The organism is Dactylosporangium sp. NPDC005555 (assembly GCF_040605635.1).
Taxonomy (GTDB): Bacteria; Actinomycetota; Actinomycetes; order Mycobacteriales; family Micromonosporaceae; genus Dactylosporangium.
Genome location: NZ_JBEXDG010000008.1, coordinates 62,845 through 80,613 on the forward strand (window position 1 = coordinate 62,845; position 17,769 = coordinate 80,613).

At 74.6% G+C, this 17,769-nt stretch carries 11 protein-coding genes (1 of these 11 only partly in view); 8 read left to right on the plus strand and 3 right to left on the minus strand.

Annotation, left to right across the window (positions count from 1 at the left end):
- From ABZS58_RS11625 to ABZS58_RS11640, 4 genes are all read left to right on the plus strand, one after another.
- On the plus strand, positions 1–4,004 hold the 3' portion of the coding sequence (locus ABZS58_RS11625; protein ID WP_354780250.1) for an amino acid adenylation domain-containing protein. The gene continues 11,452 nt to the left of window position 1, outside the view; only the last 4,004 of its 15,456 coding nucleotides appear in the window; the start codon falls outside the window, past its left edge; it ends in the stop codon at positions 4,002–4,004.
- Positions 4,001–7,864 carry an amino acid adenylation domain-containing protein gene (locus ABZS58_RS11630; RefSeq protein ID WP_354780252.1) on the plus strand — a complete coding sequence of 1,288 codons (3,864 nt, stop codon included), beginning with the start codon at positions 4,001–4,003 and terminating at the stop codon, positions 7,862–7,864. Before ABZS58_RS11625 ends, ABZS58_RS11630 begins: the two co-directional genes overlap by 4 nt.
- Positions 7,865–8,905, plus strand: coding sequence for an ABC transporter substrate-binding protein (locus ABZS58_RS11635; protein WP_354780254.1), 1,041 nt, complete (start codon positions 7,865–7,867; stop codon positions 8,903–8,905).
- Positions 8,906–8,970: 65 nt separating this feature from the next.
- The gene (locus ABZS58_RS11640; RefSeq protein ID WP_354780256.1) at positions 8,971–9,909 is read left to right on the plus strand and encodes a TauD/TfdA family dioxygenase; all 939 of its coding nucleotides are present in this window, start codon (positions 8,971–8,973) and stop codon (positions 9,907–9,909) included.
- 7 nt (positions 9,910–9,916) lie between these two features.
- On the opposite strand, the gene ABZS58_RS11645 is transcribed toward ABZS58_RS11640, so the two are convergent.
- Complete coding sequence (locus ABZS58_RS11645; RefSeq protein ID WP_354780258.1) at positions 9,917–11,716, minus strand: ABC transporter ATP-binding protein; 1,800 nt, start codon at positions 11,714–11,716, stop codon at positions 9,917–9,919.
- Positions 11,713–13,335 carry an ABC transporter ATP-binding protein gene (locus tag ABZS58_RS11650; protein WP_354780260.1) on the minus strand — a complete coding sequence of 541 codons (1,623 nt, stop codon included), beginning with the start codon at positions 13,333–13,335 and terminating at the stop codon, positions 11,713–11,715. Before ABZS58_RS11650 ends, ABZS58_RS11645 begins: the two co-directional genes overlap by 4 nt.
- Positions 13,336–13,536: 201 nt before the next feature.
- Here ABZS58_RS11650 and ABZS58_RS11655 point away from each other — a divergent pair, with 201 nt between their 5' ends.
- Genes ABZS58_RS11655 through ABZS58_RS11670 form a run of 4 tightly spaced genes read left to right on the plus strand, consistent with a single transcriptional unit; the run spans position 13,537 to position 17,366 of the window.
- On the plus strand, positions 13,537–14,493 hold the full coding sequence (locus tag ABZS58_RS11655) for an iron chelate uptake ABC transporter family permease subunit (RefSeq protein ID WP_354780573.1): 957 nt from the start codon (positions 13,537–13,539) through the stop codon (positions 14,491–14,493).
- Positions 14,490–15,545, plus strand: coding sequence for an iron chelate uptake ABC transporter family permease subunit (locus ABZS58_RS11660; RefSeq protein WP_354780262.1), 1,056 nt, complete (start codon positions 14,490–14,492; stop codon positions 15,543–15,545). The genes ABZS58_RS11655 and ABZS58_RS11660 overlap by 4 nt, the downstream gene beginning before the upstream one ends.
- 14 nt (positions 15,546–15,559) lie before the next feature.
- On the plus strand, positions 15,560–16,402 hold the full coding sequence (locus tag ABZS58_RS11665) for an ABC transporter ATP-binding protein (RefSeq protein ID WP_354780264.1): 843 nt from the start codon (positions 15,560–15,562) through the stop codon (positions 16,400–16,402).
- 25 nt (positions 16,403–16,427) lie between these two features.
- A complete protein-coding gene (locus tag ABZS58_RS11670) occupies positions 16,428–17,366 on the plus strand; it encodes a M56 family metallopeptidase (protein WP_354780266.1) in 939 nt (312 codons plus the stop codon).
- A 15-nt stretch (positions 17,367–17,381) separates the two neighbouring features.
- On the opposite strand, the gene ABZS58_RS11675 is transcribed toward ABZS58_RS11670, so the two are convergent.
- Positions 17,382–17,768: a BlaI/MecI/CopY family transcriptional regulator gene (locus tag ABZS58_RS11675; RefSeq protein ID WP_354780268.1), complete on the minus strand. Its 387-nt coding sequence runs from the start codon at positions 17,766–17,768 to the stop codon at positions 17,382–17,384.
- Position 17,769 lies beyond the last annotated feature (1 nt).

Genomic DNA, 17,769 nt, shown 5'->3' on the forward strand with positions numbered 1-17,769 from the left:
ACTGGGCGGGCACCCTCGCCGACCTGCCCGGGGCGGTGCCGCTGCCCACGGACCGCCCCCGGTCCGCGGCGGCCGGCAGCCGCGGCGGCGTGCTCCGCTTCACCGTGCCCGCCGACGTCGTCGCCGCGCTGCGCCGCGCCGCCCGGGCGGAACGGGCAACCGACTTCATGACCGTCCACAGCGCGGTCGCCGCGCTGCTGCACAAGCTCGGCGCCGGCACCGACATCCCGCTCGGCGCGCTCGCCGCGGGCCGCGACACCGAGGCCGTGCAGGACATGGTCGGCTTCTTCGTCAACACCGTCGTGCTCCGCGCCGACCTGACCGGCGACCCGACCCTGCGGCAGCTGCTCGGCCGCTGCCGGGAGACCGCCCTCGCGGCCTACGCGCACGCCGACGTCCCCTTCGACCGGGTCGTCGACGCCGTCAACCCCGAACGGGTCGCCGGCCGGCACCCGCTCTTCCAGACGATGGTCGACTTCCGCAACGCCGGGCCACGCGCCGCCGGAGGCTTCGAGGGCGTCACCGCCACCCCTGTCGCGGCGACCGGCACCGCCGGAGCGAAGTTCGACCTCGCCGTCAACGTCGGACCCGGCGCCGACGGCGGGTTCGACGGATTCATCGAATACGACACCGACCTGTTCGACGACGACACCGTCCACGTCCTCGCCGACCGGCTCGGCCGGGTCCTGCGCACCTTCGCCGAGCACCCCGACACGCGACTTTCCGCAGTGGACGTTCTCGACCCCGCCGAACGCGAGCGGCTCATTTTCGGCTGGAACGACACCGCCGCACCGGTGCCGGACGTCACGGTCCCCGGCCTCTTCGCAGCGCGGGCCGCGAGCACCCCGGACGCGCTCGCCGTCGTCGACGGCGAACGGAGCCTCACCTACGCCGAGCTCGACCGGCGGGCCGACGCCGTCGCAGCGGCACTGCACGCCCACGGCATCGGCGGCGAGGACATCGTCGGCGTGCACCTCGACCGCGGCCTGGAGCTCGTCGCGGCGGTGCTCGGCATCCAGCGGACCGGCGCCGCGTTCGTGCCCCTCGAACCGTCCTGGCCGACCCGGCGCATCGCCGACATCGACGCGACCGCCCGGCTGCGGGCCGTCATCAGCCTCGACGGCGAAGGCCTGCCGCCCCTGGACGTGCCGGTGCTCCTCGCCGGCTCTCTGCCCGCCGCGGACAAGGTGCCGCAGGCGCCCCTGCACGGTGACGGGCTCGCGTACGTCATCTACACCTCCGGGTCCACCGGCACACCGAAGGGCGCCATGATCTGCCACCGGGCGATCGCGGCGCGGCTGCTGTGGCAGCGGGAGATGCTCGGCTTCGGACCCGGCGACGCGGCCCTGTTCAAGGCCCCGTTCAGCTTCGACATCTCCCTCAACGAGATCTTCCTGCCCCTCGTCACCGGCGCGACCCTCGTCATCGCCAAGCCCGGCGGCGAACGCGACGTCGAATACCTCCTCGGCCTCATGGCCCGGCACCGGGTCAGCTTCACGTACCTCGTCGCGTCGATGCTCGACATGCTGCTGCAACTGCCCGGGATCGACGGCGTCACCGGCACCCTGAAGCACGTGTGGTGCGGCGGCGAGGCACTCACCCCGGAGCTGTTCGCCCGGTTCCGGGCCCGGCTCGACGCCGTCATGTACCACGGTTACGGCCCCGCCGAGGCGACCATCGGTGTCAGCCACCAGTTCTACCGCGACGGCGAGGACCGGCACGGGATCAGCATCGGCCGGCCCAACCCGAACACCCGCATCCACATCCTCGACGAGGCCCTCAACCCGGTGCCCGCCGGCGTCGGCGGTGAGCTGTACACCGGCGGGCTGCCGCTCGGCCGCGGCTACGTCGGCGACCCGCGGCAGACCGCCGCCCGGTTCGTCGCCGACCCGTGGACGCCGGGCGCCAGGCTGTACCGCACCGGCGACCTCGCCCGGTGGACCGCCGACGGCACCCTGGAGTTCCTCGGCCGCGCCGACCACCAGGTGAAGGTCCGCGGCATGCGGGTGGAGCTGCAGGAGATCGAGGCCGCCCTCGGCGAGCACCAGACGGTCCGGCAGGCCGTCGTCGTGGCCCGCAAGGGGCCGAGCGGCGCCACCCAGCTCGCCGGCTACGTCGTGAGCAGGCCGGGACACCGCGCCGACCCCGTCGAGGTGACGACGTGGCTCGGCGAGCGGCTGCCGGAGCACATGATCCCGGCGACACTGCAGGTGCTGGACACGATCCCGCTGACCGCGGCGGGGAAGGTCGACCGGCGGGCGCTGCCCGAGCCGGTGCTGCGCGGCACCCAGCAGGCCGCCGGCACCGCCGACGATCAGCTCATGTGTGACCTGTTCGCCGACGTCCTCGGCGTGCCGAGCGTCGGCGTCGACGACTCGTTCTTCGCCCTCGGCGGCGACAGCATCGTGTCGATCCAGCTCGTCGCGAAGGCCCGCGCCGCCGGCCTGCCGATCTCCCCCCGCGACGTCTTCGAGCAGCGGACCGTCGCGGACCTCGCCCGCGTCGCCGCGCGGAAGCGGGAAGCGGCCCGGCCGGCCGTCGAGGACAGCGCAGCCGGCCCGGTGCCGTTGACACCAGTGATGCTCGCCGTCCTGGAGCGGGACGGGCTGCGGCGCCGCTTCGCGCAGACCGCCGTCGTGGAAGCCCCCGCGGACCTGGACCTGCCGGCGCTGACCGCGGCCGTCGACGCGGTCGTCGCGCACCACGCCATGCTGCGGGCCGTGCTGAGCGCCGACCTCACGTTGACCGTGCCACCCGCGCACGCGACGGCCACCGGCGTCGTGCGGAAGGTCACCTTCGACGGTGACTGGGCCGGCGAGGCGGCCATGGCCGCGATGCGCGCCGAGGTCGACGCGGCCGCCGACCGGCTCGACCCCTTCGCCGGGGTCATGCTCCAGGTCGTCTGGGTCGACGGCGGCCACCGCGGCGGACGGGTCCTCATCGTCGCCCACCACCTCGTCGTCGACGGCGTGTCGTGGCGGATCCTGCTGCCCGACCTCGCCGCCGCCTACCGGTCCCAGCCGCTCGCCCCGGCCGGGACCTCGTTCCGCGGCTGGACCCAGGGCCTGCACGACGCGGCGAAGGACCCGGCCCGCACGGCGGAGCTGGCGACCTGGGCCGGCACCCTCGCGGGGCGGGAGCCGGACCTCGGCCGCCGCGCCATCGACCCCGCCGTCGACGTCCAGGCCACCGTGCGGGACGTCGCGGTCCGGCTCACCCCCGACGTGTCGCGGGCGGTCCTCACCGGCGTGCCGGAGGCGTTCCACGCCGGACCCGACGACGTGCTGCTCACCGCGCTCGGCCTCGCCGTGACCGCCTGGCGGCGCGGCCGCGGGCACGACTGCGCGGACGTGCTCGTCGACCTGGAGAGCCACGGCCGGGAGGAGCAGGTCGTGCCCGGCGCGGATCTGCACCGGACCGTCGGCTGGTGCACCACCACCTACCCGGTGCGCCTCGACCTGACCGGCGTCGACGTCGACGACGCCCTCGCCGGTGGCCCGGCCGCCGGCGACGCGGTGAAAGCCGTCAAGGAGCGGCTACGGGCCGCACCGGACCGCGGCATCGGCTACGGACTGCTCAGCCGGCTCAACGAGCGCACCGCACCCGTGCTCGCCCGGCCGCGCGGCCCGCGGATCCTGTTCAACTACCTCGGCCGGTACGACGGGACCACCGAACGTGGCCCGTGGACGCAGGCCGCGGAGTTCGCCGGCCTCGCCGGGGTCACCGACCCGCGGGCGCCGGCCGCGGCGGACCTGGAGATCACCGCCCTCACCGAGGTCACCGCCGACGGGCCGGTCCTGCGGGCCACCTGGTCGTATCCCGTCGGCCTGCTCGACGCCGGGACGGTCACCGCCCTCGCCGACGCCTGGCGCGCCGCCCTAGAAGCGCTCACCCGGCACGTCGCCGCCGGCGACGCCGGCGGACACACCCCGTCGGACATGGCCCTCGTCAGCATCGACCAGGACCGCCTCGACGGCTTCGAAGCGAGGTGGCGCACCGCATGAGCAGATCCAACGTGGAGGAGGTCCTCCCGCTCGCGCCGCTGCAGGAAGGCCTGCTGTTCCACGCGATGCTCGGCGCCGACGCCTACCTGGTGCAGACGTCGCTGGACCTCACCGGACCCCTCGACGTGGCCCGGCTGCGCGCCGCGGCGGACGCGCTCGTCGCCCGGCACGCCAACCTGCGAGCCGCGTTCGTCGCCGACGCCGCCGGCGCGGTCCAGGTCGTGCTGCGCACCGTCACCGTGCCATGGCGGGTGATCGACGGCGATCTCGACGGCGATCTCGACCGGGCGCTGGAAGCCGACCGGGCCACCCCGTTCGCGATGGACGAGCCGCCGCTGCTGCGGTTCCTGCTCGCCCGCACCGGACCGGACACGCACCGGCTCGTCATGACCAGCCACCACATCCTGCTCGACGGGTGGTCCGCGCCGCTGCTGCTGCGGGATCTCTTCGCCCTGTACGCCGGAACCCCGCTGCCGAGGGTCACACCGTTCCGCGACTTCCTGGCCTGGCTGCGCCGCCGCGACCCGGCCGCGTCCAGGGCAGCGTGGGCGCAGGCCCTCGACGGGCTGACCGCGCCGACCCTGGTCGCGCCGGCCCCTCGCGGCGACACCCTCGCCGCCGGGCCCGTCACCACCGGCCGGGTCGACCTCGACGACGCCGTCGCGACCGGGATCGCCGGCCTCGCCCGCCGGCACGGCGTCACCACCGGCACCGTCGTGCAGGCCGCGTGGGGCGTCACGCTCGGCGCGCTGACCGGCGCCGACGACGTCGTGTTCGGCCTGACCGTGTCCGGCCGCCCCGCGGACCTGCCCGGCGTGGACGGCATGGTCGGGCTGTTCATCAACACCGTGCCCGTCCGCGTGCGGATCCGCCCCGGCGACAGCGTCGGCGGGCTGCTGCGGGCCCTGCACGCCGCGCAGGCCGGCACCGTCGAGCACCACCACCTCGGCCTCGGCGAGATCCAGGCCGCGGCCGGGCTCGGCGACCTGTTCGACACCCTCGTCGTCGTCGAGTCCTACCCGGTCGACGACGACGCGATCGACCGGGTCCGCGCCGCGATGGACCTGCGGGTCAGCGGCGTCGACACCACCGACACCACCCACTACCCCCTCGCCCTCGTCGTCGAGCCGGGCCCACGGGTCGGGCTCTTCCTCGAGGTCCGCCCCGACCGGGTGACGCCGGCGGCGGCCGAGACGGTCCGGCGGCGGCTGCGGCGCGTCCTCGCCGCGTTCGTCGCCGCCCCCGACGACCTGCCCATCGGCCGGATCGACCTGCTCGACCCGACCGAACTGGACCCGGCCGCCCCGCCGGTCCCGGCGACGCATCAGGGCCGGACCGCCGTCGACCTCCTCGCCGAGCAGGTCGCCACGGCCCCCGACGCGGTCGCCGTCGTCGACGCCCGCGGGTCGCTGACCTTCGCGGAGCTGGACGCGCGCGCCGACCGGCTCGCCGCGCACCTGGCCGGCCTCGGCGTCGGCCCCGAGGTCCCCGTGGCGCTGCTGTTGCCACGGTCGGCGTCGGTACCCCTCGCGATGGCCGCCGTGTGGAAGGCCGGCGGTGTGGTCGTCCCGGTCGACCCCACCTACCCGGCGGAGCGGATCGCCGCGGTCCTGGAGCAGGCCCGGCCCGCGGTCGTCATCACCGAGACCGGCGCACCGGACGGCACCGTCGCGGCCGCCGACCCCGCCTCGTGGACGGGCACGGCCACCCCCCGAGGACCGGCGGCACCGGACACGGCCGCCTACATCGTGTTCACCTCCGGCTCCTCCGGCCGCCCGAAAGGTGTCGTCGCCACCCACACCGGCCTGGTCAACCTCGCCCTGGCACACCGCCGGGCCGTCATGGAGCCGGCGTCGGCGCGGCTCGGCGGCCGACGGCTGCGGGTGCTCAACTCGCTGTCGTTCGCGTTCGACGGCTCCGTCGACCCGCTCGTCTGGATGCTCGGCGGGCACACCATGCACGTCCTGCCCGACGACCTCATGGGCGACCCCGCGGCGATGGTCGCCCACATCGACGCCCACCGCATCGACTTCATCGACGTGCCGCCGTCGCTGCTCGAACTGCTCGTCGCCGACGGCCTGCTCACCCTGCCGCACCCGCCGTCCGTGATCGCCACCGGCGCCGAAGCGGTCGGCGGCCCGCTGTGGGACCGCCTCGCCTCGGCGGAAGGTGTGCACGCCCTCAACTTCTACGGCCCCACCGAATGCACCGTCGACGCGCTGTGGACCCCGATCGAGGCAGGCGTCGGCGCGCACATCGGCCGCCCGGTCGCCGGCCTCGCCGCCTACGTCCTCGACGCCGCCCTGCGGCCCGTCGCGACCGGCGTCCCCGGCGAGCTGTACGTCGCCGGGGCCGGCGTCGCCCGCGGCTACCTCGGCCGCGCCGCGGAGACCGCGACCCGGTTCGTGGCCGACCCGTCCGGCGGCGGCGACCGGCTGTACCGCACCGGCGACCTGGCCCGCCGGACCGCGGCCGGGACGATCGAGTTCCTCGGCCGCGCCGACGACCAGGTGAAGATCCGCGGCCACCGGGTCGAACCCGCCGAGATCGAAGCCGTCCTCGGCGCGCTGCGCGGCGTCGCCCAGGCCGTCGTCGTCGCCCGCCGGGACGGCGCCGCGACCCGCCTCGTCGGCTACGTCACGGGCTCCGGCGTCACCGGCGCCGAGCTGCGCGAGCGGCTCGCGGCGCGGCTGCCGGACCACCTCGTGCCCGCCGCGATCGTGGTCCTGCCGGCGCTGCCGACCCTGCCGAACGGCAAACTCGACCGCCGTGGGCTGCCGGCGCCGGACTTCGCGGGCACGTCGACCCGGCAGCCGGCAACCGCCGAGGAGAAGGCGGTCTGCGCGATCTTCGCCGATCTGCTCGGCGTGCCCGACGCGGGCGTCGACGACTCGTTCTTCGCCCTCGGCGGCCACTCGCTGCTCGCCGCCCGGCTCGTCGCCCGGATCCGGGCCGAACTCGGTGCGGCGCTGCCCGTCCGGGCCGTGTTCCGCACCCCGACGCCGGCCGGGATCGCCGCCGCGCTGTCCGGGGAGTCCGTCCCCGACGGCGCGTTCGACGAACTGCTGCGGCTGCGGGACACCGGCGCCGCCGCCCCGCTGTTCTGCCTCCCGCCGGCACTGGGTCTGAGCTGGTCCTACGCCGCACTCGTCGGCCACCAGCATCCGCAGCGTCCCGTGTACGGGCTGCAGGCCACCGCGACCGGCAGCGGCGTGACGTTCGCCGGGCTCGTGGAGCGGTACACCGCCGCGATCACCGCCGCCGCCCCGAACGGGCCGGTGCTGCTGCTGGGCTGGTCGCTGGGCGCGGTGCTCGCCCACGCCGTCGGCTGTGCCCTGCACCGCCAGGGCCGCGAGGTGCCGGTGATCGTGCTGCTCGACGGCTACCCCGGGCCTGCCGACGACGCGTCCCCCGTGCCCGGCGCCGTGGCCCTGTCGAGGTTCCTGCACGTCTGGCTGCGGCGGGCCGGGTACGACACCGGCGGCCTCGACCCGGACACGGTCACCGCCGGCGACGTCCACCGCATCGCCGCACGGCACGGCGGGGTGCTCGCGGGCCTCACCGCCGACCGGATCGACGCGCTCGCCACGAGCATGCTCGCCGCCTCCACTGTGGACAGCTCCGGCACCCCCGACGTGTTCGGCGGCGACGTGGTGTTCGTCCAGGCCCGGCCCGACGACGGCACGACCGGCCCGGATCCGCGGACGTGGGCCCCGTACGTCGCCGGGAGCCTCACCGTGCACCCGGTCCCCTTCGGCCACGAGGACCTGCTGTCCCCACCGGCCGTCCGGGTGATCGGCCCCATCTCGGCCGCGGCGTTCGCGGCCGGGCCCGAAAAAGATGCAGAAAGGCACACGTAGATGACGGAGATCCTCAAGCCGCTCACCCGGCGCTCCCTGTTCGGGCTGGCCTCAGGTGCGCTGGTCGCCGGGCTGGCCGGCTGCGGCACGGACAAGGACGCGGAGCCCGCGGCCCCGGCCGGCGGCGCATCGTCCGGCGGCTCCGCCGACACGTTCCCGGTGACCATCAAGGGCGCCGAGGGCGACGCCGTCATCCCGGCGAAGCCGCAGAAGGTCGTCACGGTCGGGTTCATGCGCGACATCGACGAGGCCGTGTCCCTCGGCGTCGTCCCGGTCGGCATCACCCCGGCGTCGAACTTCGACTCGGGCCTGCCGCCGTGGGTCGAGGCGAAGCTGAAGGGCGCCGCCGCACCCAAGCAGCTGTCCTACGAGGACAACCTGCCCTTCGAGCAGATCGCCGCGCTGCGCCCGGACCTCATCCTGGCCACCGACAGCTACAGCCTCGCCGACGACTACGCCAACCTCAAGGCGATCGCGCCGACGCTGTCCTACGAGGTCGACGTCGCCGAGGACTCCTGGCAGACCAGGGTCAAGCGGATCGGCCTGGCACTGGGCCGCTCCGCCGAGGCCGCCAAGCTCGTCACCGACGTCGAGGCGCAGATCGCCAAGGTCAAGCAGGACAACACGGCGAAGCTGGCCGGCAAGACGTTCACGTTCAACCTCCTCAACGGTGAGGGCGCCCTCGCCACGATCATCCTGCCGACCGACGCGTCGGCGCAGTTCATCTCCCAGCTCGGGCTCACGCTGTCGAAGTCCGTCACCACCCTGCCGCAGGCCGGCCTCGCCGGACGGGCGGTCGTCGCCCAGGAGAACACGCAGCTCATCGACGCTGACGTGGTGCTGTTCTCCTTCCGTACCGCGGAAGAGCGCGCCAAGGTCGAAGGCGACCGGCTGTTCCAGAACCTCGCCGCGGTGAAGCGGGGCGCCTACGTGCCCCTCGAGGTCGGCACCGCGCTGTCGCTGGCGTTCCCGTCGACGCTCAGCATCCCGTTCGCCCTCGACGCCATCGTCCCCAAACTCGTCGCCGCCGCCGGCAAGTAAGTGATTCGTACGCCGCCGGGCGGTCGCGACGGCCGCCCGGCGGAGCCCATCCAGAAGGGAACCCCATGACCGGCAAGGACTTCCTGGTCACCATCGAGGGCGCGGGTCCGGTCACGGACGTGCTCACCCGGGACCGGGCGCAGATCCGGGACCATCTGGCCACCCGCGGCGCGGTGCTGCTGCGCGGCTTCGACGTCGGCGGCGCCGACGGGCTCGCGGCGGGCGTGCGGGCGGTCGCCGGCGAGCCGCTGTCCTACACCGAGCAGTCATCGCCGCGCAGCGTGATCCAGGGCAACGTCTACACCTCCACGGAGTACCCGCCGCAGGAGGAAATCCCCCTGCACACGGAGATGTCGTACCAGAAGGTGTGGCCGCTGACGCTGTTCTTCCACTGCGTCGAGCCACCGGCGACGCTCGGCGCGACCCCGCTCGCCTCGGTGCGGCACGTGTACGACCTGGTCGACCCGGCGGTCCGTGAGGAGTTCCAGCGGCGCCGGTGGATGGTCGTGCGCAACTACGGCGACGACATCGGCCTGCGGTGGCGCACCGCGTTCAACACCGGCAGCCGCGACGACGTCGAGCGGCAGTGCGCCGCCGGTGACATCGCCGTGCGGTGGTCGGCGTCCGGGGACGGGCTGCGGACCACCGCCGTCCGCGACGCGGTCCACAAGCACCCCGCGGACGGGTCACCGGTGTGGTTCAACCATATCGTGATCTTCCACGACAGCAGCCTGCCGGCCGAGGTCCGCGAGGCGCTGCTGGACGTGTACGGCCCCGGCGGCCTGCCGAACAACTCCTTCTACGGCGACGGCGGCACGATTCCCGACGACGTGGTCGCCCATCTGCGCCAGTGCTACCGGGCCGCGTCGACCCGCTTCGACTACCAGCGCGACGACCTCGTCCTGGTCGACAACATGTCGGTCGCGCACGGCCGGGAGCCGTTCACCGGCCCGCGGAAGATCGCGGTCGCGATGGCCGAGCCGTCGGACGCGCCGCGCGACTGAGTAGCCGTCACGCGTGGTCCGCCCGTCCGGCGGACCACGCGGCCCACAGCCGGGCGTAGCCGCCGCCGGCCGCGACCAGGTCGGCGTGCGGGCCGCTCTCCACGATCCGGCCGTCGTCGATGACGAACACGAGGTCCGCGGCCGAGGCCTGGGTGAGCCTGTGCGCGACGACGATGCCGGTGCGCCCCCGCAGGACCCGGGTGGTGGCCGCTTCCAGCACCCGGGCGCCGCTGCTGCCGGCGTCGGCGGTGGCCTCGTCGAGGATCGCCACGAGCGGGTCGGCGAGCAGCACCCGCGCCAGGGCCAGCTGCTGCGCCTGCACCACGGTCAGCTCGTGCCCGCCGGCGCCGACGACCGTCTGCGGGCCGTCGGGCAGCGCCGCCACCCAGTCCCGCGCCCCCACGGTGCGCAGCGCCCGGTCGAGGTCCTCGTCGGTGGCGCCGGCGGCGGCGAGCCGCAGGTCCTCGGCGAGCGGGCCGGCGAAGACGTGGACCTCCTGGGAAACGAGGACGACCGCACGGCGCAGCGTCTCCGCGTCGAGCTCCGCCAGCGGCACCCCGCCCACGTGGATGCTGCCGCCGGCCGGCTCGTGCACGCCTGCCAGGAGCTTGGCGAGGGTGGTCTTGCCGCCACCGCTGGCGCCGACGAGCGCGACGGTGCTGCCGGCCGGGATGTCCAGGTCGATGTCGTGCAGCACCGGATGTCCCGGCAGGTACGCGTAGCGCAGACCGGACGCCTTCACCGCGCCGTCGGCCGGGACGGTGCTGTGCTGTGGCCGCTGCTCGGCGGGCAGGTCGGTGACGCCGACGAGGCGGGCCAGGCTCGCGTGCGCCGACTGCAGCGTGTCGAGCAGGAACAGCACCGTGTTGATCGGCCCGAACAGGTTCGCGAAGTACAGGGCGGCGGCGCTGGCCGCGCCGATGCTCGCCGTGCCCGCGTCGACCAGCAGGAACCCGGTGGCCAGGACGGCGGTCAGGCCGACGACCTCGGCGAGGTTGAGCCGCCCGAAGAACCGTGTCTGGAGCCGGACGACCCGGTACAACAGGTCGATGCTGCGGTCGACGCGGTCCGCCACGTGCCCGAGGTGTTCGTCGCGCAGCCCGAACGCCCGGACGGTCTGCGCGCCACCGATCGTGTCGAGCAGCTGTTGCTGCTCGGCGCCGGCGGCGACCCGCCGGTCGGCGTACAGCGGCGCGGACCGGCGGACGTACCAGCGGGCGGTGACGGCCTGCACGGGGACCGCGAGCAGCGCGGCGGCGCCGAAGCGCCAGTCCAGGGCGGTCAGCCCGACCAGGGTCAAGGTGATGATCAGCGCCGACTGCACGAACTCCGGGAACGCGCCGCGCACGGCCTGGCTGATCATCGCGACGTCCTCGGTGATGCGTGAGGTCAGGTCGCCGGCGCCGCCCTGTTCGATCCGCTCCAGCGGCAGGTGCAGCGCGTGCTCGACGAACTCGTCGCGGATCGCGGCGAGGACCAGCTCACCGAGGCGGGAGATCAGCTGGAGCCCGGCGAACGCCAGGGCGCCCTGGCCGATCGCCGATCCGGCCAGCAGCAGCACCGGACCGGTGATCCGGCCGGCGGCGGCACCGGTGGCGGCGAGGTCGACGACCCGGCCCAGCAGCGGCGCGGTCACCAGGCTGAGCGCCGCGGCGAGCAGCAACGTCACCGCGGATCCGGCGGTGAGGAGCGGGTGGCGCAGCACCATCGCCCGCAGGGCGGCCAGGGTGCGGGCCGGGCCGGCGATCGGCAGCAGGACCCTGTGGCCGGCGTCCGCGTCGGCCGGCGCGGGCGGGGGGAGCGTCATGACAGCACCAGTTCCCGGTAGGCGGGTCGGGTCCGCAGCAGGTCCGCGTGCGAGCCTTCGGCGGCGACGACCCCGCCGGCGAGGAACACGACCCGGTCGGCGGCGGCCAGCAGCGCCGGGCTGGTGGTCAGCACGACGGTGGTCCGGCCGGTCCGGGCGGCGCGCAGGCCCGCGGCGATGGCGGCCTCGGTGACGGCGTCGACGGCGGTCGTCGGATCGTGCAGGACCAGGACCGCCGGGTCGGCGTGCAGCGCGCGGGCGAGCGCGACGCGTTGACGCTGCCCGCCGGACAGCGACCGGCCGCGGCCGGTGACGGCGGTGGCGAGGCCGTCGGGGAGGACGGCCGCGACCTGCTCCACCTGCGCCGCGGCGACCGCTGCGGTGATGTCGCCCGGTCGGCCGGCGCGGATGTTGGCCTCGACGCTGCCGTCGAACAGGTCCGCGTCGTGCGGGGAGGCGAGCACGACCGACCGCCAGGCCGGCGGCGCGAGGTCTTCGGCGTCGATGTCGTCGACGGTCACCGTGCCGTGCGTGGGGTCGGACTCGCGGCCGAGGATCCGCAGCAGCGTGCCCGCCGCGACCGGCTCGGCGACCACGCCGATCAGCTCACCCGCGGCCACGTCGAGGTCGACGCCGCGGACGCCGGGCCCGCCTGTGCCGCGCAGGCGCAGGCGCCCGAGGACGGCCGGCGGGTCGGCGGTGGGGGAGGAGGCGCGGTCGCCGGTGACCCCGGCGATCCGGGCGGCGGAGGCGCGTCCACCGGCGATCGCGGCGATGATCTCGCCGAATGTCCCAAGCGGGCCGAGCAGGAACTGCGCGAGTCCGACGGCGGAGACGAGCTGACCGACGGTGATGTCCCCGGCGGCGGCGAGCCGGCCGCCGACGAGCGCGACGACGGCGAGGAAGAGACCGTTGACGACGATCACGGAGCCGTTGTAACCGGCCTCGGCGCGGGCGGTGTGCAGGGTCGCGATCAGCGAGGCGCGGCTGATCGACCGGTACCGGGCGGCGGCCGCGTGCTCCGCCCCGATGCCCTTGATCACCCGGATGCCCTGGACGAGGTCGGCGGCCACGCCCGCGGCCTGGGCGGCCTGTTCCTGCTGGTCGGCGCTGCGCCGTTCCAGCGGGGCGCTCAGCAGCTTCACCACGTACAGCATCGGTGGGGTGCCCAGCAGGATGAGCAGCCCGAGCGGGACCGACATGACCAGCAGGGCGGTGCTGGCGACGGCGACGCCGAAGACCGCGGCGACGCCGTGCGGTGCCTGGAAGTTGACCATGGCGGTGCGGCGGGCGTCGCCGGTGGCGATGCTGACCAGCGCGCCGGGCAGCAGGGTGCTCTCGCGGCGGTCCAGTGCCGTGGCGGTGACCGCCAGCCGCAGCGAGCGGTCCGCGCGGGCGCCGCCGACCGTGCCGACCCGGGTGCCGAACCGCCAGCTCAGCGACAGCATCACGAACGTCGCGGCCAGCACCGCGAGCCACAGTCCCAGTGCGGCGGGATCGCCGGTGCGCACCGCGCGGTCGATGACGACGCCGATCAGCACCGGCACGAGCGCCTCACCGGCCTGATGGCCGGTGTACAGCGCCGCGGAGGCGACGATGCGGCCGCGATGTGCCAGCATCGAACGCCGGAGCAGCGTACCGCCGTCGACGTTCATCGACCTCACCCGCGCTTTCGTCCACACACTGTCGATCCAAGGCAAGGTTAGGGTAACCTCAGTCGCCGGGTCGTGGTGCGAGTGGTGGTGGAGGTCGCGGTGACAGGCACGAAGGTGGCCACCGCCCGGGCCGCCCCTCGCCGTCTCCTGGGGCTCGCCGCCGCCGTGCTGGTCCTCGCCGCCCTGTTCGCGGTGAGCCTCGCCGTCGGCGCCCGGCACATCGACGCCACCACCGTCTGGCAGGCCCTCGGCCACGACGACGGCAGCGACGACGCCTACATCGTGCGCGCCCTGCGCCTGCCCCGCGGCATCCTCGCCGTCCTCGTCGGCGCCGCCCTCGGCCTCGCGGGCGCCCTCATGCAGGCACTGACCCGCAACCCGCTCGCCGACCCCGGCCTGATGGGCGTCGAGATCGGCGCATCCACCGCCATCGTCACCGGCATCGCCTTCTTCGGCGTCACCGCACCGTCCGGCTACGTCTGGTTCGCCTTCGCCGGCGCGCTGGCCGCCTCGGTGATCGTCTACACCCTGGGCGCCAGCGGCCGGGCCGCGACCCCGGAACGCATCGTCGTCGCCGGTGCCGCCGTCAGTGCGGCGCTGGGCGCGTTCATCAGCGCCGTGCTCCTGCTCAACGGCCAGGCGTTCGACCGGTTCCGGTTCTGGGTCGTGGGCTCGCTCGCCAACCGTGGCTTCGACGTGCTGTGGCAGCTGGCACCGTTCATCCTCACCGGCGCCGTGCTCGCGCTGCTGCTCGGCCGCGGTCTCAACGTCCTCGCCCTCGGCGAGGACACCGGCCGCGCCCTCGGCGCCCGCGCCGGGCACGTCCGGCTCGCCGGCGCGCTCGCCGTCACCCTGCTCTGCGGCGCCGCCACCGCCGCCGCCGGCCCCATCGGCTTCGTCGGGCTGACCGTCCCGCACGTCGCCCGGATGATCACCGGCCCCGACAACGCCTGGGTCCTGCCGTACTCCGCGGTCCTGGCACCGATCCTCGTCCTCGGCGCCGACGTCCTCGGCCGCGTCGTCGTCGCCCCGGGAGAGCTCGAGGTCGGCATCGTCATGGCCCTCGTCGGCGCCCCCGTGTTCATCGCCCTGTGCCGACGCACCCGGATCGCCCAGCTGTGAGCACCCACACCGGCCCCCGGCCGATCTCCGGCGTCGTCCTGCGACCCTTCAGCCTCTCGGTCCGGCTGCGCCCCCGCGCGCTGCTCGTCGGCCTCGCACTCCTCGCCGTGCTGACGATCGTCGGCGTCGTCACCCTGACCACCGGCGACTACGAGGCGACCGTGCCGGAGGTCATCGACGCGCTCTTCGGCGGCGGCCCGCCCGGCCTCGACGTCGTCGTGCGCCGCTTCCGCCTGCCGCGCCTGCTCGTCGCCATCGGCGTCGGCGCCGCGCTCGGCACCGCCGGCGCGGTCTTCCAGAGCATCACCCGCAACCCGCTCGGCAGCCCCGACGTCATCGGCTTCACCAACGGCTCGGCCACCGGCGCCGTCCTGGCGATCCTGCTGCTGCGCGCCACCACGGTCGAGGTCGCCGCCGCCGCCGTGATCGGAGGCGTGCTGTCAGCCGCGGCGGTCTACCTGCTGTCCTACCGCCGCGGCGTCGCCGGGTTCCGGCTGATCCTGGTCGGTATCGGCGTCAGCGCCATGCTCACCTCCGTCAACACGTACCTGCTCAGCCGCGCGTCGCTGCGCGAAGCCCAGATCGCCCAGCTCTGGCTGCTCGGCAGCGTCAACGGCCGCAGCTGGGAACACGTCGTGCCGCTGTGGGCGTCGCTGGTCGTGCTGCTGCCCGCCGTCCTGGCGATGAGCCGGAGCCTGGCGATGCTGGAGCTCGGCGCCGACACCGCCTCCGCGCTCGGCCTGTGGTCCGGGAAGGTCACCCTCGGCCTGCTGCTCGGCGGGGTGGCCCTCACCGCCGTGGCGACCGCGGCCGCCGGCCCGATCGCCTTCGTCGCCCTGGCCGCGCCGCAGATCGCGGCCCGCCTCGTGCGCTCCGGTACCCCACCGCTGCTGCCCGCCGCCCTGACCGGCGCGGTCCTGCTCGCCGGCGCGGACCTGGCCGGGCAGCAACTGTTCGGATCGCTGCGGCTGCCGGCCGGGGTGACCACCGCCGCCGTCGGCGGGATCTACCTGATCTGGCTGCTCGGCCGTGAGTGGCGCAAAGGATGGTGACGGCGATGAAATCCATGGCGATACAGCCCGCGGTGCCGAGCGCGCACGCCGGCCGGCTGCAGGCGCGCGGCGTGACGATCGGCTACGAAGAACGGGTCGTGGCCGCCGACCTCGACCTGACCGTGCCCGACGGCTCGTTCACCGTCGTCATCGGCCCCAACGCCTGCGGCAAGTCCACCCTCCTGAAGGCCCTCGCCCGGCTCATCCGGCCGCGGACCGGCAGCGTCTGGCTCGACGGTCAGGCCATCTCCGCGTACTCCACCAAGCACGTGGCGCGCGAACTCGGCCTGCTGCCGCAGAGCTCGCTCGTGCCGGGCGGCATCACCGTCGGCGACCTGGTCGCCCGCGGCCGCTATCCGCACCAGAGCATGCTGCGCCAATGGTCCCCGCACGACCAGCAGGTCGTCGCCGCCGCGATGGCCCGCACCGGCGTCAGCGAGCTCGCGCACCGCGTCGTCGACGAACTCTCCGGCGGGCAGCGGCAGCGCGTGTGGCTGGCCATGGTCCTCGCCCAGGAGACCTCGATCCTGCTGCTGGACGAGCCGACCACCTTCCTGGACATCGCCCACCAGGTCGAGGTGCTCAACCTGTGCGCGGACCTGCACGAGCAGGGCTCGACGCTCGCCGTCGTCCTGCACGACATCAACCAGGCCTGCCGCTACGCCACCAACCTCGTCGTGATGCGCGACGGGCGGATCGTCGCACACGGCGACCCGTCGGACATCGTCACCGAGGCGCTCATCGCCGAGGTGTTCGGCCTGGACTGCCGGATCATCCCGGATCCGGAGGTCGGCACCCCCATCGTCGTGCCGGTCGCCCGTCCGGGCGATCCGCGTCGCCGTACCGCGGGAAATTGACCAAGATCCTGGGGAGGACCCGGTCGTGTTCGACCACTTCGTCTGGTCAGTGGCAGTGTGCCCGGTCGCCGTCGCCGTGGCGATCCGGTTCCTCGCCGACCGGCTGCGCCCCGATGCCGCCCTGCTGTTCTTCGTCGCCTCCATGGCGGCCACCGCACTCGCCTGCATGATCAACCTGACCATGTTCGCGCTGAAGGCCCTCGCCGAACTGCCCATGGTGGCGGCCCTCCTCGGGGTCTCCGACGAGTTCGTCCGCGCCGACACGGCATACGTGCCCTGGGTTTCCTGGCTGTCGCTGACCATGCTGCTGACCACCTTCGCCGGGATGGCGTGGACCTGGCGGGCATACCGCCGCGACCTCGCCTTCGCGCGCCGCTTCGCGGACCTGCCCACAGAGGACGGTCAGCTGACGATCCTCGACGACCCGCGGCCGGAGGCCTTCGCGGTCCCCACCGGCGGCGCGGGCCGCATCGTCGTCACCGCCGGCATGCGCGAAGCCCTCGACGACACCCAGTTCGCCGCGCTCCTCGCCCACGAACGCGCCCACCTGACGCAGCGGCACCACCGGCTCGTGCAGGTCGTCCGGCTCTCCGCCGCGGTCCATCCGGTGTTCTGGTGGCTCGCCCGGCGGATGGACTACCTGGTCGAGCGGGCCGCCGACGAGCACGCCGCGACCACCCTCGGAAACCGGGCGGCGGTGGCCCGGGCCATCGCCGCGGCGGCCCTGGTCGGCGTCCACCCGAGGCGCGCGGTCGGCCTCCGGATGGTCCCCACCGACCGCGACATGCGACAGGCGGGGGCGGTCCCGCGACGCGTCGCCTCCCTGATCGCCCCGCGCAGCCGGCGGTCCGCCCTGCTGGTCGTCGCGCCCGCGGCGGTCGCGGTCAGTTCGATGTTCTGGACGGGCGAATGCGTGTACGACCTCGGTGAGCTGCTGCACGCCGCGCGGCTCGAACGCCGATGACGCGGCGCACCGCCATCAGTCCGGCCCGGAGTCGCGCAGCAGCCGGCGCAGCAGCTCCTCGTCGCCGGGCCGCAACCCGTTGACGAAGCGTCGCAGCACCGTGGCGTGGTCGTGCTCGGTGTCCAGCAGCGCAGTCATGCGCCCCGCCGTCAACGAGGCACCGTCGGTGAGGGGCGCGTAACGAAACGAGCGGCCCTCCCGATACCGGGCGACCATCTCCTTCTCGTACATCCGGGTCAGGATCGTCACGATGGTGCTGTAGGCCAGGCCCGGCCCGTCGGGAAACCGGTCCAGCACCTCGCGTGACGTCAGCGGACGGTCGGCCCCGACCAGGACGCGGAGAATCGCCGCTTCGAGCTCCCCGGGCCGCCGTCGACCCGAATGCTGATCTTCAGCCGGCACG